The following is an 18,882-nucleotide window of genomic DNA, read 5'->3' on the forward strand; positions in this document are numbered from 1 at the left end:
TCACGACTGAATCTCCCTGCGATAGATGCGGTAACGCTTGGTAAGCTGGCCCGAAAAATCTTCGAGCAGATCATTGACGGGCGTGTTGTCTTCCAGCACCCAGGAACCCTCAACCCACTGAAAATACGGGTGTTGACGCGCCTTTTCCAGCATGAAGTCGAGCAGCAGCAAGGGCAGACCCATAAGACGGAATTCTTCGCGAATACCAAAAAGAATGATGCGGTAGCCGCCGCGAATTTCCGCGCGGGACTGCCACCAGTGCCACAATGCCGAGATGCCCAGCTTGCCGTTGAGCCGCCGCAAGAGCGGGGCCATGTCCGGCAGGGCAACCATGCCTGCGGCTGGCTGGTTATTGTGGAAGAACAGCACAAAAAATTCCGGATCAAGAACGCTTTTGAGTTCCTTGACGTGCTGCTCCGCCTCGCCGTCAGAAAGAGGAGAAAACCCCCAGTTCTTGGCCCAGGACACCTTGTACAGCTCCAGCATGGCGCGGATATCCTCCGCCAGTGTGGCCTTGCTGGAGGTGCGGCAGGTAAAGCGCGCTTCGGCCTTGAGGCGCGTCACCTCCTCACTGAGCCATTCCGGCGGCGTAAGGCGCGAGCGTTCAATCTGATAGGCGAAAAGGTCCTGCTCCTTGCGTAGATGCCACGTTTCGAGCAGTTCTGCGTAATACGGCGGATTCCAGGGCATCATGATGGTGGGCGCAAGGTCAAAGCCGTGCACCAGCAGGCCGCAGGTATAGTTGGCCGAGGGATTCAGCGGCCCGCGCATAAAGCGCATGCCCTGCTTGGCCAGCCAGCCGTGCGCCGCATCCAGCAGAGCGTGGGCGGCCTCTGGATCATTGGCGCACTCAAAAAAGCCGAAGGCTCCGCACTTTTCATTGGCATAGGCATTGTACTTTTCGTCCACAATGGCGGCTATGCGACCAATGGCGCGGCCATCACGCAACACAAGAAAGAGCTCGCGGCGGGCGCTTTCCCAAAAGGGATGCTCGCCGGGCGTGAGCAGTTCACGATCCTGACTCTTGAGGCCAGGTGTCCACAGGGAGCCACGCTCGTACAAGCTCCACGGCAAATCCATAAACTGGTCAAACTCTTGCTTGGAGCGGGCGGGAATAACGGTAAGCGACATGATTTAGTCCAAATCCAGGCTGCCGCAATAAGCGCCCAGGTCTTCAATGCCCAGCTTTTCACACAGGGCGGGGAGTTCCTCTGCCAGGGCAAAGGCACAGTCGGGCCGCATGAAGTTGCCCGTGCCAACCTGCACGGCGCGCGCGCCCACCAGTAAAAATTCCAGCGCGTCCTCGGCGGTGACAATACCGCCAATACCGATAACGGGAATATTCACGGCCCGGGCCACCTGCCACACGCAGCGCAGGGCCACGGGCTTGATGGCAGGGCCGGAAAGGCCGCCCACCACGTTGGCCAGCGAGGGCTTACGGCTGTTCAGATCAACAGACATGCCGAGCAGTGTGTTGATGCACGAAATACTGTCCGCGCCCGCGTCTTCGACGCTGCGGGCCATAAGGGCGATATCCGTTACGTTGGGCGAAAGCTTGACCATAACGTGCTTGCCCGGCGCGGCGCGGCGCACGGCAGCCGTAACCTGGGCGGCAAGCGCCGGATCCTGTCCAAACAGCACGCCGCCTTCCTTGACGTTGGGGCAGGAGACGTTCACCTCAAGGGCGGCAACGCCTTCCTCAGCATTGAGACGGGCGGCAAGTTCGGCGAATTCATCCACCGAACCGGCGTAAATATTGGCGATAACGGCTGTTTCCTGCCAGGGCAGGCGGGGCAGCTTGTCTTGGCAGAAAACCTCGACTCCGTCATTTTGCAGACCAACGGCATTGAGCATGCCTGCGGTGGTTTCCACAATGCGCGGCGTGGGGTTGCCCTGGCGCGGCAACAGGGAAAGACCCTTGGCTACCAGACCGCCAAGCGAGGCAAGATCGCCGTAAGAGGCAAACTCCAGCCCGTAGCCGAAGGTGCCTGAAGCCGTGAGCACAGGGTTCTTAAGGGTCAGATCGTGCGTCTGCCCCTTGAGTGTGACGGAAAGATCCATGCCGCTTTCTCCAGATTGCCGGCATCCGGCATTTTGTGCGTGGCTTCGCCCGGCAAGACAGGCCCGCGCATCCCCACGCGACCGCCAGTTCGCCGGTGCGGCGCGCCATGGCCGTAAGGGATGCCGCATGCGGGCGTTAACGTCGTTTCAGGAATCAAGGAAGCGCAGGCAAAACCTACAGTTCTACCTGATCCGACCAGAATACCGGGCCGTGGTTGCACACCTGCACCAGCCCTTCGCGCTTTGCTTCAACCGGCCAGGCTTCTGTGGTTTTGGTCACGCAGCCAAGGCACGCGCCCACGCCGCAGGCCATGCGGTTTTCAAGCGAAACCTGGCAGCGAACGCCAAGCTCGGCGGCAAATTTCTGCACGGTGCGCATAAAGGGCGTAGGCCCGCAGGCAAGCACAAGACCCTTCTGCTCGGCGTATTCGCTCATGCGCTCCTGAATGGTAAAAATAAAGTCGTCCAGATCGCCGGATTCCGCTTCGCGCAGGCTGTCCAGCGGCACATGCTCGTTGATGCTGTCCACAGGATAGCAACTGATGTGCTCGCGGTGGCCAAACAACATGGACACATTCCACGGCTTGGGATGCTCGCTCACATAGCCCACAAAGGGCACTATGCCCATGCCGCCTGCCAGCAGCAGGGTCGGGGTGTCCGGTTCAACGGCAAACCCGTTGCCCAGCGGCCCCCACACGCGCACCTTGTCGCCGGAGCGCAGCTCGGACATGCGCCGCGTGCCTTTACCGCGCACCTGGAAAAAGCAGATCATATGCCGGGAGGTCATATGGCAGATGCCAAGGGGACGCGCCCAAGGGATATCCAGCCCGAAATTTCGGGGCCGGATCATGACAAACTGCCCTGGCCGCCACCGAGTCCACTCGGGGCGGGAGAGGCGCAACGCAAAAAAGCGGCTTTCGTTGCCGGTCTGCCCAAAAGGCACAAGATCGAGAACATCAAGCTCGCAAGAAGATGTTTGTGACATGTCTATAATTATAGTCCTAGTTAGGTTCTAGGTCAACTGACCGCGTTACTCCAAGCCTCTTTGCTAATGTATACAAGAAATGTATCAATTGTCCATTCTCCTGGCTCCTCAGCCCACCATGATCCGACCGGTTCAACCCCGTTAAATTTAACCTTTTCAGCCAGCCCCACGCTGAGTATAGTACGCGCAGGAGAATTTTATGAGTGACATCTTCGCTTCCCGCCGTGAAAACCTCCGGCGTGCCATGCGCATGCGCGGGCTTGACGCCATGCTCGTCAGCCAGGCTGCCAACAGGTTTTATCTTTCCGGTTTTGAACTGCATGATCCCCAGTTTAACGAAAGCGCTGGCAGGCTTGTCATCACGTCTGATGGGCACGACTGGCTGGCGACAGACGGTCGTTATCTGGACGCCGCCTCGCGCATCTGGGATCGCGAACGCATCTTCATATATGGCGGCAGCGCAGCGCGCGAACTGCACGGTTTGCTCAGGCGCTGCGGCAGCCGCATAGGCATTGAGGCTAACGGCGTCAGTCTGGCCTTTGCCCGCGACCTGAATGGCGCTGCCTCCGGCCTGTATTTCGAAGCGGCTGACGGCATGGTCGAGCGCCTGCGCCGCATCAAGGAACCCTGCGAAATCGCCGCGCTGGAAAAATCCTTTGCGCTCAACCACAAGCTGATGCAATGGGTTGAGAGCCAGCTGGAGCCGGGACGCACAGAGGCCCACATAAGCTGGCTCATCGAGCGCTTTTTTCGTGAAAACGGCGCTTCGGAGCTTGCCTTTGCCAACATTGTGGCCGTGGGTAAAAACGCCGCCCTGCCCCATGCCATCCCAGGTCAGGATGCTGTCACAGACAACTGCCCGGTTCTGGTCGATGTGGGTTGCCGCGTTGAGAACTACTGCTCTGACCAGACCCGCACTTTCTGGGTGGGCACTGCACCCACTGACGAGTTCCGCCGTGCGCTCGACCTCACCCGGCAGGCACAGACATCGGCCATTGAGGGCATGCGCCCCGGTATGCCTTTGCGCGCAGCCTATGCGCTGGCACATGATGTTTTTGCCAAAGCTGGCGTCGCCAATGCCTTTACTCATGGCCTTGGGCACGGTGTGGGCCTTGAAACCCACGAAGCCCCCAGCCTTTCGCCGCGCGCTGAGGGTATTCTGGAACCTGGCATGGTTGTGACCGTTGAACCTGGCCTCTACTACCCCAAATGGGGCGGCATTCGCTGGGAATACACCGTACTGGTCGAAGAAGACGGCGTCAGGATCCTCTAAGGAGGCGGCATGAGCATTCTCTTTCTGGTGGGTGCGCGAGCTTCGGGCAAAACCACCATAGGCAAGGCGCTTTCCAGAAGCCTCGGCCTGCCCTTTGCCGACACCGATCAGCATTTGCTGCACCGGGCGGGCCTTACTGTGGAGCAGATTGTGGCTGCAGAGGGCTGGCCCGGCTTCCGCAGCCGGGAAAGTCTGGCCTTACAGGAAGTGTCGGACGCGCACCCCGCTGGCTGTGTTGTCTCCACCGGGGGCGGCATGGTGCTGGCGGAAGGAAATCGCCTCCTCATGCGACAGCGCGGCATGGTCATTTTTCTCGATGCCCCGGTGCAAATCCTTGCCGAAAGGCTGTGCCGCAACCCTGTCAACAGTCAGCGCCCTTCGCTGACCGGCAAGGGACTCATTGAGGAAATCGGCCAGATTCTGGACGAGCGGCGGCATCTTTATGAACAGGCCGCCCACCACATAGTTGACGCATCTCAGCCCATGCCCGCTGTCTGCCGACACATAGAGCAGCTCTGGCAGGAGCGGAAACCGCAGGATTACGCGAAGGCATGACCGCACATCCCCCCCTGTCTTCAATGATTGCCTTCAATGACTGCTACTGATCGCATTTCATCCCGGTTGACCGCCCCGCTTGTATCTGTGGTCCTGCCAGCGTGGAATGCGGCCCACACGCTGGGCGCAACCCTGCAAAGCCTGCTCGAACAGCACCCCGCCCCTGACGCACCCTTGCCCGAATTCGAAATTATTGTTGCTGATGATGGCTCAACCGACGACACCCGCGAGCTTCTGAAATACTGGGTCAACTCCGCCCGTTGCGGTCACAGATTACGGGTATTGCACCTGCCACACGGCGGCATTGTGGCAGCGCTTAATGCAGGCCTTGCCGTGGCGCGCGGTTCGTTTATAGCGCGCATGGATGCGGACGACACGGCGCAGCCCTTGCGCATTGCCACGCAGGCGGCGCATCTTTTCAATAATCCGCAACTCAACGTCTCGGCAACCTGCGTAGCTTTTGGCGGAGACCGCGCAACAGCACACGGCTTTGCCCACTTTGTGGACTGGCAGAACAGCCTGCTCACACATGACCAGATCAGCTGCGCGCGTTTTCGGGATACGCCCTTGTGCCATCCTTCGGTCATGTTTCGCAGGAAATGCGTGGACAAATGGGGCGCATACCGTGACGGCGACTTCGCCGAAGACTGGGAGCTATGGCTGCGCTGGCTTCACCACGGCGCGGTGATGGAAAAGCTGCCGCACGAAATGCTGGTGTGGAATGACGCCCCCACCCGTGCCACCCGGGCAGACAGCAGATACGCGCGCACCGCCTGCGACAGGCTGCGGGCACGGTGGCTGGCCCGTTGGATTGAAGAACACAACCCCTTTCATCCTCATGTTTGGGTAATCGGCGGCGGGCGTGTAGCCCGGCAACGCCTGGCCCCCTTGTGGATGTTGGGCCCAAGACCAGCTGCTTACATTGATATTGATCCCAGAAAGATCGGCAACTGCGTAAACGGCGTTCCTGTTCTGGGACGCAGTGCGCTGCCCAAGCCCGGGCATTGCCTAATTCTCAATGCTCTTACGGCCCACGGCGCAGCTGAAGAGGCTGGCCTGTGGCTTTCGCAAACAGGGCATGAGCAGCAGGAGTGGCTCCTGGTTTGATGTATCCTTTTTTAATAATGCAGACCTGTTAAATCTGGTTTAACATTCATTTGTGTCTTTCTGCGCAAGCTCTTTTCACTCAGTAGCGCGCGCTACCCACTGCAATACTGCAACTACGGCACACTTTATTACACAAGACTCTGCTTCACGCGCTGCCACAACCAGTCGAGCACTTTATTTGTTTGTTTAAACAGCCAATATTGACGCACAGACAACACGGAGTTGATGCAGTAGTGCAAAACAAACGTTATAAAGACTGTTTTACACTTCCCGCAGCCTTGAGCACAAGGCTTGTGAAAAAAAAATTGCGGAGTTTGCGAAATTTGTCACCAATACCCTTTGACATAACAGGGCTGAGCAGATATCTTGCAAGGGCTTTATGTATTTTCAACTCCTTCAATCCGCAATTCACATGGAGGATGCGGCATGCTGGACCTAAACGTCACTCTTCTTTTTCAGCTGGCGAATTTCTTTATCGCCATTTATGTGCTTAACATCCTCCTGATTCGCCCCATCCGCGAAATCATCAAAAAGCGCAACGGCGTCATGGATGACATGGCCGAGGAAGCCGGTTCTTTCGAGTACCAGGCTGGCGAACGGCTCACCAACTATGAGGCCGAACTGGCCCGCGCCCGTCAGGACGCAGGCAGCAACCGTGAGGCTGGCCGCGCCGCAGGCGTGGCCGAACAGCAGAAGCTGGTGGGCGAAGCTCAGCAAAGCGCCCGCGATATTCTGGCTGAAACCCGCGCCTCGCTGCAGGCACAGGCTGCGGAAACCCTTGCTGCGTTGCGCAAGCAGGTGGGTGAATTTTCCACCCGTCTGGCTGACCGCCTCATCAAGGGCTAGCAAGCGGCGCTGACTCAGGCCTTTGCGGGCCGTTCCGCAACGCTCTCGTTGCGGTTTCATTGGGAACTGTTTTCGAATCGGTATTATCGAACAGAGGGGGTGGGCTTTGAGCAGATGGAAACACGCGGGGTTTATCCTGCCGCTCGTTATTGCCTTTGCCGCGCTGGTGGTCATTCCTGCGGGAGCCATGGCTTCTGAAGGGCATGCAGCGCCGCGTTGGGGCGACTTCGGCTGGCGCGTGCTCAACTTCGTAATTTTTGCCGGCATCCTCTGGTACTTCGTTGGCGGGCTGGCCAAGCGTTTCTTTAAGAACCGCCGCGAAGGCATCAAGAATGCGCTGGACGATCTTGACGAACGTCGCAAGACGGCCAAGGAGCAGCTGGCCTCGGTAGAGACCCGCATTGCCAACCTTAATGCTGAACGCGAGGCCATCTTGGCCGAGAGCCGCCAGCAGGCCGAAGCCCTCAAGCAGGGCATTGTGGAAGAGGCTCACCGCCAGGCCGCTCAGATTGTGGAGCAGGCGCGCCTTACGGCGGAAAATGAAGGCCGCGCGATCTTTGCTGAAGTGCGCGCCTCCATTGCCGATGAGATCGTGAACGCCGCCGAGAAAGCTCTGAGCTCAAAGCTCAATGCGGCCGAACACGACAAGCTTATCGCCAACTCCCTTAACAAGGTGGTGCTCCATTGATTAACACCGTGGTTGCACGCAGGTATGCCAACGCAATTTTTGCGCTTGGCAAAAAGGATGGGGATGCAGCCCTGAGCTCGCGTGGCGATTGCCTGGCGTCTCTTGGTGAAATGCTTGCCGCCGCGCCTGGGCTTGACCTTACCCTGAAAAGCCCTGTTATCGGCGTAAGCGAAAAGAAGGCAGTTCTCGACAAACTGCTGACCAAGCTCAAGGCTGACGAAACCATGCGCAACTTCTGCTTTCTGCTTGCAGATAAGGAAAGGCTTGCCTTTCTGAGCGAGATTGCAGCGTGGTACGGCAAACTGCTGGACGAGGCCAAGGGTATCATCCGTGGCCAATGCATAACCGCAGTACAACTTTCCGCAGACAAAAAGTCTAAGCTCAAGGATACCTTGCAACAGAAAGCGGGCACCGATATTGAGCTGACCTTTGCCGTGGACAAAGACATACTAGGGGGTATGGTGCTCAAAATGGGTGACCGGGTGCTGGACGCAAGTCTGCGCGCGCAGTTGGGAATCCTTCGGGAGACATTCAAGAGGGGTGAATAGCACATGCAGATCAAAGCGGAAGAGATAAGCAAGATCATTGAGGATCAAATCCAAAACTACGAGCAGCGCGTCGAAATGAGCGAAACTGGCACCGTACTCTATGTCGGTGACGGTATCGCCCGTGTCTACGGGGTCAAGAACGCGATGTCCATGGAACTGCTGGAATTCCCCGGCGGCATCATGGGTATGGTGCTCAACCTCGAAGAAGACAACGTCGGCGTGGCTCTGCTCGGTTCGGACGTGGGCATCAAGGAAGGCGACCCGGTCAAGCGTACCGGCAAGATCTTCTCCGTGCCTGTGGGCGACGGCGTTATGGGTCGTGTGCTCAACCCCCTGGGTGAGCCCATCGACGGCCTTGGCCCCATCGAAGCCACGGAAGTGCGCCCGGTGGAAATCAAGGCCCCCGGCATCATCGCGCGTAAGAGCGTGCATGAGCCCATGCCTACTGGCCTTAAGGCCATTGACGCCATGACTCCCATTGGCCGCGGACAGCGCGAACTTATCATTGGCGACCGCCAGACCGGTAAGACCGCCGTTTGCGTTGATGCCATTCTGGCGCAGAAAGAAACGGACATTCACTGCTTCTACGTGGCCATCGGCCAGAAGAAGTCGTCCGTGGCTCTGGTGGCCGACACCCTGCGCCGTCACGGCGCGATGGAATACACCACCATCATTTCAGCCACGGCGTCCGATCCCGCGCCCTTGCAGTACATTGCGGCATACACCGGCTGCGCAATGGCCGAGTTCTACCGCAACAACGGCAAGCACGCCCTCATCATTTACGATGACCTTTCCAAGCAGGCCGTGGCTTATCGCCAGATGTCGCTGCTGCTCCGTCGCCCCCCGGGACGTGAAGCTTTCCCCGGCGACGTGTTCTACCTCCACTCGCGTTTGCTTGAACGCGCTGCGAAGGTGAACGACAGCCTTGGCGCCGGTTCTTTGACGGCTCTGCCCATCATTGAAACCCAGGCTGGCGACGTTTCCGCGTACATCCCCACCAACGTGATTTCCATCACCGACGGTCAGGTGTACCTGGAACCCAACCTCTTCAACGCCGGTGTGCGTCCGGCCATTAACGTGGGCCTTTCGGTTTCCCGCGTGGGTGGCGCAGCGCAGATCAAGGCCATGAAGCAGGTCGCTGGCACCATGCGTCTTGACCTTGCCCAGTATCGCGAACTTGCGGCTTTTGCCCAGTTCGGCTCTGATCTGGACAAGGGCACCAAGGCCAAGCTTGATCGTGGCGCACGTCTGGTGGAACTGCTCAAGCAGCCCCAGTACAAGCCCATGCCCTCGCATGAGCAGGTCGCCTCCATCTACGCCGCTACCCGTGGTCACATGGATGACGTGCCGGTGGAACAGATCCGCAAGTTTGAAGACGACATGCTCACCTTTATGCGTGATACGCGTAAGGACGTGCTTGACGCCATTAAAGATAAGAAAGTCATTGACGAGGCTGTGGAAAAAGCGCTCACCGAGGCCATTACCGCCTTCAAGCAGGGCTGGAAGGCCTAGGGGCCCCCTCCATACGGGAGATAAGCATGCCTTCACTCAAAGACGTAAAAATGAAGATCGTGGGGGTCGGTAAGACCAAGCAGATCACCAAGGCCATGAACATGGTGGCCTCGGCGAAACTGCGCGGCGCCCAGACCCGCATCGAGCGCTTCAGGCCGTACGCGGCCAAATACCGCGACGTGCTCGCCGAACTGTCGAGCAAGGTGGAGGGCAATGCCCACCCCCTGCTTGCAGAGCATGAGGAAAAGAAACACTGCGCCATTGTGCTGGTTACATCCGACCGTGGCCTGTGCGGCAGCTTTAACGGCAATATCATCGCCACCGCTTTGCGGCTGGCGAACGAAAAAGCCGGGGCTGGAATGGAGATCAGCTTTGCCTGTGTGGGACGTAAGGGCCGCGACGCCGTTCGTTCTGCCGGTCACAAGATCTTCACAGCCTATGGCGACCGCATGGGGAGCATAGACTTCGCTCTTGCCAGCTCAGTGGCGCAGGAAGTCATTCACGGCTACGAAACCTTCGCATTCGACGAAGTGTGGCTGATCTACGGCGAGTTCGTATCCATGGGCAGCCAGCCGCCCCGCACCCTTCGCCTTCTGCCGTTGCAAACGCCGGAAGCTGAAGAAGTGGCAGAAGTGGCCGGAACGCCCCGTTGCGAATACGTGTACGAGCCGCAGGAAGAAAAGCTGTTGGCGGAGCTTCTGCCCCGCTACGTCAAGGTGCAGGTTTACCGTGGCATGTTGGACACCTCGGCCAGCGAGCACGCCGCCCGCATGGCTGCCATGGACAACGCCACCCGTAACTGCAACGAGATGATCAACATGCTGACGCGGCTCTACAACAAGACGCGGCAGGCTTCCATCACCAGCGACCTCATCGACATCGTCGGCGGCGCTGAAGCGCTGAAGGGTTAAGGAGCCAAACATGAGCAAAAACATCGGTAAAGTCGTTCAGGTTATCGGCGCCGTGGTGGACGTAGAGTTCAGCGACGGCAACCTGCCGAGTATCTTCACCGCCCTGGAGATAACCAACCCGAACAATAGCGATGCTCCCAGCCTCATCTGTGAGGTTGCGCAGCACCTGGGCGACAACGTCGTTCGTACCATCGCCATGGACGCCACTGAAGGCCTTGTCCGCGGCATGGATGCGGTCGACACCGGGAACCCCATCATGGTTCCCGTTGGCAAGGCCGCCGTTGGCCGTATCCTGAACGTCATCGGCCGCCCCGTTGACGAACTGGGTCCGGTCAATGCTGAAAAACACTATCCCATCCACCGTCCGGCTCCGCAATTTACGGATCTGAACACCAAGGTGGAATTGCTTGAAACCGGCATCAAGGTCGTTGACCTTCTTGTTCCCTTCCCCAAGGGTGGCAAGATGGGCCTCTTCGGCGGCGCCGGCGTGGGCAAGACCGTTATTCTGATGGAGATGATCAACAACATCGCCAAGCAGCACGGCGGTTCGTCGGTTTTTGCGGGCGTCGGTGAACGCACCCGTGAAGGCAACGACCTGTACCACGAACTCAAGGACGCAGGCGTTCTGGAACGCGCCACGCTTGTGTACGGTCAGATGAACGAACCTCCGGGAGCCCGTGCCCGCGTGGCCCTTACGGCCCTTGCTTGCGCGGAATACTTCCGTGACGAAGAACATCAGGACGTGTTGCTCTTCATCGACAACATCTTCCGTTTCACGCAGGCTGGTTCCGAAGTGTCCGCTCTGCTTGGCCGCATGCCTTCGGCCGTGGGTTATCAGCCCACCCTGGGTACTGACCTTGGTGCCTTGCAGGAACGCATCACCTCGACCAACAACGGTTCGATCACGTCGGTGCAGGCCGTTTACGTCCCTGCTGACGACTTGACCGACCCGGCCCCGGCCACCACGTTCTCGCACTTGGACGGAACGCTCGTGCTTTCCCGCCAGATCGCAGAACTTGGCATCTACCCCGCCGTGGACCCGCTCGACTCCACCTCGCGCATCCTCGACCCCAACGTTGTGGGCGAAGATCACTACATGGTGGCCCGTCGTGTGCAGATGGTGCTCCAGAAGTACAAAGAACTTCAGGACATCATCGCCATCCTCGGCATGGACGAACTGTCTGACGAAGACAAGCTGACCGTTGCGCGTGCGCGCCGCATTCAGCGCTTCCTCTCGCAGCCCTTCCACGTGGCCGAAACCTTCACCGGCACCCCTGGCCAGTATGTGAAGCTTGAAGACACCATCAAGGGCTTCAAGGGCATTCTGGACGGCGCATACGACCACATGGCGGAAGGCGACTTCTACATGCTGGGCGGTATTGAACAGGCCGTTGCCAAGTACGAACAGCGCAAGCTGCAGGAAGAGAAGTAAGGCGTTAATCGCAACGCTTTGAGGTTCTGGGTCGCGCCTTGCTAAAGGCGCGACCCGAACCCGGCCATCTGCGTATATCAGGAGCGAAGGAGTACCTATGGGCACGCTGCAACTTGAAGTGGTTACGCCGGACAAAACCGTGGTCAGCGGCGAAGTGGAAATGGCCGTCTGCCCTGGAATTGAGGGCGAATTCGGCGTGCTGCCCAAGCACGTTTCCCTGCTTTCTGCCCTGAAGATCGGCGGCCTGCGCTACCGCGCTGACGGCAAAGATGGGCACGTTTTCATCTCTGGCGGTTTCGCCGATGTGAACAACGATGTGCTCACAGTGCTGGCCGAATCGGCAGAGCTGGCGGACAGCATTGACACCGCTCGCGCCATGGCAGCCAAGGAACGCGCTGAAAAGCGCATTGCCAGCCATGACGAAAAGGTGGACATTGTCCGCGCTGAAGCCGCTCTGCAACGCGCAGTTGTGCGCTTGCAACTGGCCCAGCTCCGCTGAGCTACCAATTTTCAGATTTGTAGGGCCGCAGCAGCGTGGAAAATTCCGCGCTGTTGCGGCTTTGCTTTTTTCTTGAATTTCATGCGACCGGCCTGTTACACCTCCCCCCTCTTCGGCATTTCCATCTGCCCAACCTGGCATCCTAAAGGTATGCAGTGTTCAGGCTAAAATCGACATTCTGCCAAGAATTCGCACCCTACAAAAAATAGACTTCCGCACGAATCTTGGATATTGATAGAGGTTCAAACGCGGAAAATTCGCCGCCAACCCATCCAGTTTCCCAGGACATGACCATGCCCAATCAGGAAAATATCCGCAATTTTTGCATTATCGCCCACATCGACCACGGCAAATCCACCCTGGCCGACCGCATTCTTGAGCTGACCCAGGTTGTCAGCAAGCGGGAGGCGCGCCAGCAGTATCTGGACAAAATGGAGCTGGAACGGGAGCGTGGCATCACCATCAAGGCCCAGACAGTGCGTATTCCGTACAAAGCCCAGAACGGCCAAATGTACGAACTGAACCTCATTGATACCCCTGGGCATGTGGACTTCAACTATGAAGTTTCGCGCTCCCTTGCTGCCTGCGAGGGTGCGCTGCTGGTTGTTGATGCCACTCAGGGCGTTGAAGCGCAAACGCTTGCCAACGTCTATCTTGCTCTTGATCACGATCACGAAATCGTGCCGGTGCTCAATAAAATCGACCTGCCTAGCGCCGAAGTTGATCGCGTAAAGGCCGAAATCGAAGAGAGCATCGGCCTTGACTGCTCCGAGGCCATGCCAGTTTCCGCCAAAACAGGCATGGGCGTTGACGCGGTTCTTGAAGCCATTGTGCACCGGCTCCCCCCCCCAAAGGGCGATGTGGCGGCCCCGCTCAAAGCGCTCATCTTCGACTCGTGGTACGACAGCTATCAGGGCGTAGTTATCCTGTTCCGCATTATGGACGGCGCTATCAAGCGTAACGACATGGTACGCCTGATGAGCACCGGCAAGGAATATGAAGTGCTGCGCCTTGGCGTGTTCTCCCCCGAAGCCACAGATGTGAACGAGCTTCATGCAGGTGAAGTGGGTTTCATGTGCGGCTCCATCAAGGATCTGGGCGATGCGCGCGTTGGCGACACCATCACACTGGCGGAAAACCCTGCCACAACACCTGTTCCCGGCTTTACAGAAGTGAAGCCCATGGTTTTCTGCGGTCTGTACCCCACAGAGTCTGACGAGTACGAAAACCTGAAAACCGCCCTTGAAAAGCTGCAACTCAATGACGCGGCCTTCTCCTTTGAGCCGGAAACATCTCAGGCTCTGGGTTTTGGCTTCCGCTGCGGCTTTCTTGGCCTGCTGCACATGGAGATCATTCAGGAGCGGTTGGAGCGCGAATTTGAGGTCAGCCTCATCGCCACCGCGCCTTCTGTGGTCTACAAGGTGGACACAAACGATGGCAAGACCTTGCAGATTGACAACCCAAGCCACCTGCCAGACCCCACCAAGATACGCGCACTTTACGAACCGTATGTGAACATGGATATCCACGTGCCCAACGATTACGTGGGCAACGTCATGAAGCTGTGCGAAGAAAAGCGCGGCATGCAGAGAAATCTGCACTATCTGGCCACCAACCGCGTGGTAGTCACCTATGAGTTGCCGTTCGCAGAAATTGTTTACGACTTTTTCGATCGGCTCAAGTCTGCCACGCGCGGCTACGCCTCCATGGATTACCACCCGCTGGACTACCGAGAATCTGACCTCGTGCGCCTCGACATCATGCTCAATGGTGAAACCGTTGACGCTCTTGCCGTCATCGTTCACCGCGACCGCGCATATACCTACGGACGCGGGTTGGCGCTCAAGCTCAAGCGCAGCATTCCCCGCCAGCTTTTCCAGGTAGCCATTCAGGCAGCCATCGGGCAAAAGATCATTGCCCGCGAAACCGTGTCAGCCTTCCGCAAGGACGTGACCGCCAAGTGCTATGGCGGTGACATTACACGTAAGCGCAAGCTGCTTGAAAAGCAGAAGGAAGGCAAAAAACGCATGAAGCGCATGGGTAACGTCGAGTTGCCGCAGGAAGCGTTTCTCGCTGCCCTCAAAGTGGGCGACGAATAGACTTGAAAATGCAAAAAGAAGGGTGACTCGCTTGAGTCACCCTTCTTTTTGCATCGCAGCATGTCCCGCAGCCACTACGGCCCAATTGGGCCATAAACGGCCCTTCCAGGCGTGACAACGCCAGCACACACCCATCTATCAAAAATTAAAAAAACCGGCTCACAGGGCGAACCAGAGCCGCACTTTTTGTCTCTTACCAAAACGGTCGATACAGCGACGCAGGCTTTCTTGTGTGGTCATGGCTGGCTTGCAACAGGCATGATTACGGCAGGCGCAGCTTGCGCATTTCCGCATCACTGATCTCAAAGCGCTTCATACACATGTCGTAATAGGCACGCCAAGGGAAGTAGCTGGTATCGCCGCGCCACTCATTGTTCATCTGTGTGGCTTCTGCCCGGCACTGCTGATTGGCTGCCAAGGCCTGCTGATCATCAAATGTCAGGGGAGGCCGCTCCCTAGGGGTGCAACCGCATGCCAGGCAACCTGCCAGCAGGCACAGGATAAGCAAGCCGCTGCCAACCAATGGATCTTTCTGCATGGCGAGTCTTCCTTGTAAGCATGCTTGGTCAAAGCGCCCAAGCTACATGTCTATGCGGCTGATAACCCCGTGCACGGCATGCACAGGCATTTTGTAAAATTGCACGAACGATGGCGCCAGTTTTTTGATGATGGCGTAAATGCGCCACACGGGCGAACTGGTGAGGATGTCTTCCACACCATAAAATATTACGCGTGGTTTGATGCCCGCTTCGGACAGTATGTGGTAGATATCAACTACCTCCATATAGCCCGCAGCAACTTCAAATACACGAATACCCTCAGCGGGATCTTCATCAAAATGCCATGTCACGCCAATGGGTTCATTGGTACGGCCAATGCAAAGCATGATGTTCTGCTCATAAATGATGCCATTGCTGAACATGGTCTTGACTATGTAGGGCGAAACCTTGTCCAGACTGCGCAGAAAAAAGATGGCTGTACCGCGTATGGCGCAGCCCCTGGCCCTTTCTTCGGCAAATTTTTCCAGAAACTGCTCCTTGCCCATGGGGCGCATGCGTTGATACGCAGCCCTCTGCCCACGGGTATAGATAAGAATAACAGTAAGAGGAATAAGGGAAATAAGAATTGACCAGTACCCGCCGTGCGGAAATTTATAAAAATTCGCAAAGAGGTAGATGAAATCAAGCACACAGACTATGGCCGCAATGACGGAATTGAAGTGCCGCCCCTGCAAATGGAAAATCCAGACCATAAATACGCCGGTTATGGACATGGTGCCGGTAACGGCAAGGCCGTATGCCGCAGCAAGCTTGTGGGATTCGCCAAATCCACAGATGGCGAGCACCACTGCCACATACAAAGCCCAATTTACTGAATTGATATATATCTGCGAGTGCAGCTCTTTTGAGGTAAAGTCTACCTTGAACAAGGGCATGATGTGCGTTGCCATGCACTGATACATGATGGAAAACAAGCCGCTTATGAGGGCCTGTGAAGCAATGACCGTGGCCATGAGGCTGAGTATCAAGAACGGAATATACAGATGTCTGGCCTGGCTGTTGATCAATTCAAAGAGCACGTTCCCGGCATCAGGATTGCGGATAAGAAACGAGGTCTGCCCCATATAACTGGCTACCAGAGCCACAAAAACAATGCCCCATGCTGCAATGATGGGTTTACGCCCCATGTGCCCCATATCCGCATAGAGAGCCTCGCCGCCTGTAGCGCACAAAATAACCTCAGAAAGTACAAAAAAGCTCGCAATTCCATTGTGCACCATAAAGTCGATGGCATATATGGGGTTCAGCGCCTTGACCACCTGAGGTGCCTGCGTAATGGAGGCTATGCCTGAAACTGCCAGCACGCCGAACCACAGCGCCATAATCGGGCCAAACACGCCAGACACTGCGCCACTGCCTTTTTTCTGTATGGCGAAAAGCAGGGTTGTAAATACCAGTGCAACGCCAATTATCGCTACCTTGGGGGTTTCCTCAAGGCCCGGCACAAGGGTCAGGCCTTCCACCGCTGAAAGGATGGAAATGGCCGGGGTAATGACCCCGTCACCAATGAGCAGTGAAACACCCACAAAGGCCATAACCGAAGCAAAGCCGATTTTTCTGCCAGAACGCAGCAATGGCCGCAGGATGGAAAGCAGCACAATGGTGCCGCCCTCGCCGCCCTTGCTCAGGCTCATGGCCAGCCAGGCATAGCCCACGGTTACGAGCAGCAGCAACGTCCAGATAATCAGCGAAAGAATGCCGATAAAATGGTCTTCTGTGCGCTCGGTCAGCATGAATATGACTGCCAGCGTATATATGGGGCTCGTGCCGATATCGCCAAACACAAGGCCCAGCGATTTGACGGTTGAAGAAAACGTTATCTGCTGCGAATCCATGTAGTCCTCCAAGCATTGCAGCGCACCATAAAGCAGACTAGGGCTACTGGCAAGACAGCCTGAAATGCCCGGGACATAAGGGTTTGCTGGTTCTCTGACGGGGGGCGATTATGCTCTGCCCATGCAGCGGCTTGCTTCCCTCCCCATAAACGCAAAAACGCCGCCCCTTGCGGGGCGGCGCCATATTACGGAAGGAAAACCAAGTTTACGGCAGCATCCAATGCAGCACGTTGGACTGCAAGTAAGTAAGCGCGCAGATAAAGGCCGTCATGGCCAAGCTGTGCCCAAGCGTAAACCGGAAGAGGTCGCCTTCATGCCCGACCAGGTTGGTGGCAGCGGTTGCCACACTGATGGACTGGGGCGAAATCATCTTACCGGTAACACCACCGGAAGAGTTGGCGGCAACGGCCAGAGCCGGATCCATGCCCACCACTTCAGCCGTGGAGCGCTGCATACCGCAGAACAGGGCATTGGAAGAAGTGTCCGAACCGGTCAGGAACACGCCCAGCCAGCCCAGGACGGGCGAGAAGAGCGGGAACAGCGGGCCAGTCAGGGTAAAGGCAATACCCAGGGTGGAGCTCATGCCGGAGAAGTTCATGAGATAAGCCAGGCCCAGGATCATGGCGATGGTCAGGATGGGGAAGCGCAGCTGATGAACGGTGCGGAACAGGCAGCTGACGGCCTTGCCAAACGAATAACCAGGCATGAAAGGCACGGAGAAGAAACCAGCCAGCAGAATGGCCGTACCACCGGCGGAGAGCCAGTTGAACGTGAACACTGCGGGGTAGTTGGGATCCTTGCCAGCGGCCAGGATGGGAGCAGCCTTGTGCACCATGCCGTCAAGAGCAGGCCAGGAGAACTTAAGCACCGAACCGGGCACGGCGTTCAGCATGTTCTTGAACTGAGGCAGACCCCACAAGAACACCATGACGGCCAGAACAATGTAAGGCAGCCAAGCGCGGAGCACGATACCCGTTGAAGGGGCAGCTCCGGTCAGCACGGTTTCCTTTTCGCCCTCAAAGCGCCACACGGTCTTGGGCTTCCACACGCGCAGCAACAGCACCATGGCGATGATGGTGATAAGAGCCGACATGATATCAGGCAGCGTAGCGCCGTGGTAGTTGGAGAACAGGAACTGCGAACCGGCGAAGCTCACGCCAGCCACGATAATGGCGGGCAGCACTTCCATGGCGCGCTTGAAGCCGCACATGACCACGCAGAGCCACAGGGGCACCAGGATGGACAGGAAGGGCAGCTGACGGCCCACGATCTGGCTCACGTGCATTTCCGGAATGCCGGAAACCTGGGCGCCAACGATGATCGGGATACCAATGGCGCCAAAGGCCACGGGCGCGGTGTTGGCAATCAGACAGATACCAGCGGCGTACAGGGGGCGGAAGCCCAGACCCACCAGCATGGCGGCGGTGATCGCCACAGGAGTGCCGAAGCCAGCGGTACCTTCAATAAAGGAACCAAAGGCAAAGGCGATAAAGATGGCCTGCAAACGGCGGTCGTCTGTCAGACGCGCGAGCGATTCTTTGATGTATTCAAATTCGCCCGATTCCACAGTCATGTTGTACACCCAGACCGCCGTAATAACGATCCAGATGATGGGGAAGAGACCAAAGGCTGCGCCGTAGCTAAATGCGCCCAGCGCTGTTCCGACCGGCATGCCCCACACGGCAACCGCCAGGATGAAAGAAAGTGCCACAGCGAGAACCGCAGCGTAATGCCCCTTAGCACGACGCACGGCCAGCATGTAAAAAAGGCTGATCAGGGGAATACCTGCCAGCAGGGCGGAAACTACTGCTCCGCCAACCGGATCATACACTTGTGTCCAAGCCATATAACAGACCCTCAACTGTTATGTGTTGCTAGGGGGCTTGAGCAGAGCGAGTCCCTTCCGTGCGACCCAGAAATGCTACCTCTTTCCCCCCACTAAGACCTTTGAGTGCGAATATAATCTTTCAG

General features: G+C 57.4%; 17 protein-coding genes. 11 read left to right on the forward strand and 6 right to left on the reverse strand.

Going from position 1 to position 18,882, the window contains the following annotated elements:
• From ACUZ79_RS00855 to ACUZ79_RS00865, 3 genes are all read right to left on the reverse strand, one after another.
• On the reverse strand, positions 1–1,131 hold the full coding sequence (locus tag ACUZ79_RS00855) for a hypothetical protein (protein ID WP_449250410.1): 1,131 nt from the start codon (positions 1,129–1,131) through the stop codon (positions 1–3).
• 3 nt (positions 1,132–1,134) lie between these two features.
• The gene (locus ACUZ79_RS00860; protein ID WP_240823199.1) at positions 1,135–2,061 is read right to left on the reverse strand and encodes a dihydroorotate dehydrogenase; all 927 of its coding nucleotides are present in this window, start codon (positions 2,059–2,061) and stop codon (positions 1,135–1,137) included.
• 175 nt (positions 2,062–2,236) lie between these two features.
• Entirely contained in the window at positions 2,237–3,046 is an 810-nt protein-coding gene (locus tag ACUZ79_RS00865; RefSeq protein ID WP_192113064.1) for an iron-sulfur cluster-binding protein, read from the reverse strand.
• A gap of 199 nt (positions 3,047–3,245) precedes the next feature.
• On the opposite strand from ACUZ79_RS00865, the gene ACUZ79_RS00870 reads away from it, so the two are divergent.
• From ACUZ79_RS00870 to lepA, 11 genes are all read left to right on the forward strand, one after another.
• Positions 3,246–4,319 carry a M24 family metallopeptidase gene (locus tag ACUZ79_RS00870; RefSeq protein WP_240823200.1) on the forward strand — a complete coding sequence of 358 codons (1,074 nt, stop codon included), beginning with the start codon at positions 3,246–3,248 and terminating at the stop codon, positions 4,317–4,319.
• A 9-nt stretch (positions 4,320–4,328) separates the two neighbouring features.
• Positions 4,329–4,874 (forward strand): shikimate kinase AroL, encoded by a 546-nt coding sequence (gene aroL, locus ACUZ79_RS00875; protein ID WP_449250411.1) that lies wholly within the window; start codon positions 4,329–4,331, stop codon positions 4,872–4,874.
• Between the two features lie 36 nt (positions 4,875–4,910).
• Entirely contained in the window at positions 4,911–5,981 is a 1,071-nt protein-coding gene (locus ACUZ79_RS00880; protein ID WP_449250412.1) for a glycosyltransferase, read from the forward strand.
• Between the two features lie 426 nt (positions 5,982–6,407).
• Positions 6,408–6,827 (forward strand): ATP synthase F0 subunit B, encoded by a 420-nt coding sequence (locus tag ACUZ79_RS00885; RefSeq protein ID WP_192113068.1) that lies wholly within the window; start codon positions 6,408–6,410, stop codon positions 6,825–6,827.
• Between the two features lie 106 nt (positions 6,828–6,933).
• Positions 6,934–7,515: an ATP synthase F0 subunit B gene (locus tag ACUZ79_RS00890; RefSeq protein ID WP_192113069.1), complete on the forward strand. Its 582-nt coding sequence runs from the start codon at positions 6,934–6,936 to the stop codon at positions 7,513–7,515.
• Complete coding sequence (gene atpH, locus ACUZ79_RS00895) at positions 7,512–8,063, forward strand: ATP synthase F1 subunit delta (protein WP_192113070.1); 552 nt, start codon at positions 7,512–7,514, stop codon at positions 8,061–8,063. The genes ACUZ79_RS00890 and atpH overlap by 4 nt, the downstream gene beginning before the upstream one ends.
• A 3-nt stretch (positions 8,064–8,066) precedes the next feature.
• Complete coding sequence (gene atpA, locus ACUZ79_RS00900) at positions 8,067–9,575, forward strand: F0F1 ATP synthase subunit alpha (RefSeq protein ID WP_240823203.1); 1,509 nt, start codon at positions 8,067–8,069, stop codon at positions 9,573–9,575.
• Positions 9,576–9,601: 26 nt separating this feature from the next.
• Complete coding sequence (locus tag ACUZ79_RS00905) at positions 9,602–10,486, forward strand: F0F1 ATP synthase subunit gamma (protein ID WP_240823204.1); 885 nt, start codon at positions 9,602–9,604, stop codon at positions 10,484–10,486.
• A gap of 10 nt (positions 10,487–10,496) precedes the next feature.
• Positions 10,497–11,918: a F0F1 ATP synthase subunit beta gene (gene atpD / locus ACUZ79_RS00910; protein WP_240823205.1), complete on the forward strand. Its 1,422-nt coding sequence runs from the start codon at positions 10,497–10,499 to the stop codon at positions 11,916–11,918.
• A 97-nt stretch (positions 11,919–12,015) separates the two neighbouring features.
• The gene (locus ACUZ79_RS00915; protein ID WP_022658958.1) at positions 12,016–12,417 is read left to right on the forward strand and encodes a F0F1 ATP synthase subunit epsilon; all 402 of its coding nucleotides are present in this window, start codon (positions 12,016–12,018) and stop codon (positions 12,415–12,417) included.
• 293 nt (positions 12,418–12,710) lie between these two features.
• Positions 12,711–14,516, forward strand: coding sequence for a translation elongation factor 4 (lepA, locus tag ACUZ79_RS00920; protein ID WP_449250413.1), 1,806 nt, complete (start codon positions 12,711–12,713; stop codon positions 14,514–14,516).
• 262 nt (positions 14,517–14,778) lie between these two features.
• On the opposite strand, the gene ACUZ79_RS00925 is transcribed toward lepA, so the two are convergent.
• The 3 genes from ACUZ79_RS00925 to ACUZ79_RS00935 all read right to left on the reverse strand — a co-directional run bounded on the left by ACUZ79_RS00925 (position 14,779) and on the right by ACUZ79_RS00935 (position 18,757).
• Positions 14,779–15,054 (reverse strand): hypothetical protein, encoded by a 276-nt coding sequence (locus tag ACUZ79_RS00925; RefSeq protein ID WP_449250414.1) that lies wholly within the window; start codon positions 15,052–15,054, stop codon positions 14,779–14,781.
• A gap of 42 nt (positions 15,055–15,096) precedes the next feature.
• On the reverse strand, positions 15,097–16,911 hold the full coding sequence (locus ACUZ79_RS00930; RefSeq protein WP_449250415.1) for a KUP/HAK/KT family potassium transporter: 1,815 nt from the start codon (positions 16,909–16,911) through the stop codon (positions 15,097–15,099).
• 205 nt (positions 16,912–17,116) lie between these two features.
• The gene (locus tag ACUZ79_RS00935) at positions 17,117–18,757 is read right to left on the reverse strand and encodes an L-lactate permease (RefSeq protein ID WP_449250416.1); all 1,641 of its coding nucleotides are present in this window, start codon (positions 18,755–18,757) and stop codon (positions 17,117–17,119) included.
• Between the last annotated feature and the right edge of the window lie 125 nt (positions 18,758–18,882).

Source organism: Desulfovibrio faecalis (assembly GCF_053570625.1).

Excerpts from the sequence above, each read along its gene's own strand:
- ACUZ79_RS00915 (WP_022658958.1), top strand. The coding sequence starts at position 12,016 with ATGGGCACGCTGCAACTTGAAGTGGTTACGCCGGACAAAACCGTGGTC.
- ACUZ79_RS00925 (WP_449250414.1), bottom strand. The coding sequence starts at position 15,054 with ATGCAGAAAGATCCATTGGTTGGCAGCGGCTTGCTTATCCTGTGCCTG.
- aroL (WP_449250411.1), top strand. The coding sequence starts at position 4,329 with ATGAGCATTCTCTTTCTGGTGGGTGCGCGAGCTTCGGGCAAAACCACC.
- ACUZ79_RS00870 (WP_240823200.1), top strand. The coding sequence starts at position 3,246 with ATGAGTGACATCTTCGCTTCCCGCCGTGAAAACCTCCGGCGTGCCATG.
- ACUZ79_RS00935 (WP_449250416.1), bottom strand. The coding sequence starts at position 18,757 with ATGGCTTGGACACAAGTGTATGATCCGGTTGGCGGAGCAGTAGTTTCC.
- atpA (WP_240823203.1), top strand. The coding sequence starts at position 8,067 with ATGCAGATCAAAGCGGAAGAGATAAGCAAGATCATTGAGGATCAAATC.
- ACUZ79_RS00885 (WP_192113068.1), top strand. The coding sequence starts at position 6,408 with ATGCTGGACCTAAACGTCACTCTTCTTTTTCAGCTGGCGAATTTCTTT.
- atpD (WP_240823205.1), top strand. The coding sequence starts at position 10,497 with ATGAGCAAAAACATCGGTAAAGTCGTTCAGGTTATCGGCGCCGTGGTG.
- lepA (WP_449250413.1), top strand. The coding sequence starts at position 12,711 with ATGCCCAATCAGGAAAATATCCGCAATTTTTGCATTATCGCCCACATC.
- ACUZ79_RS00860 (WP_240823199.1), bottom strand. The coding sequence starts at position 2,061 with ATGGATCTTTCCGTCACACTCAAGGGGCAGACGCACGATCTGACCCTT.
- ACUZ79_RS00930 (WP_449250415.1), bottom strand. The coding sequence starts at position 16,911 with ATGGATTCGCAGCAGATAACGTTTTCTTCAACCGTCAAATCGCTGGGC.
- ACUZ79_RS00880 (WP_449250412.1), top strand. The coding sequence starts at position 4,911 with ATGACTGCTACTGATCGCATTTCATCCCGGTTGACCGCCCCGCTTGTA.
- ACUZ79_RS00905 (WP_240823204.1), top strand. The coding sequence starts at position 9,602 with ATGCCTTCACTCAAAGACGTAAAAATGAAGATCGTGGGGGTCGGTAAG.
- ACUZ79_RS00855 (WP_449250410.1), bottom strand. The coding sequence starts at position 1,131 with ATGTCGCTTACCGTTATTCCCGCCCGCTCCAAGCAAGAGTTTGACCAG.
- ACUZ79_RS00865 (WP_192113064.1), bottom strand. The coding sequence starts at position 3,046 with ATGTCACAAACATCTTCTTGCGAGCTTGATGTTCTCGATCTTGTGCCT.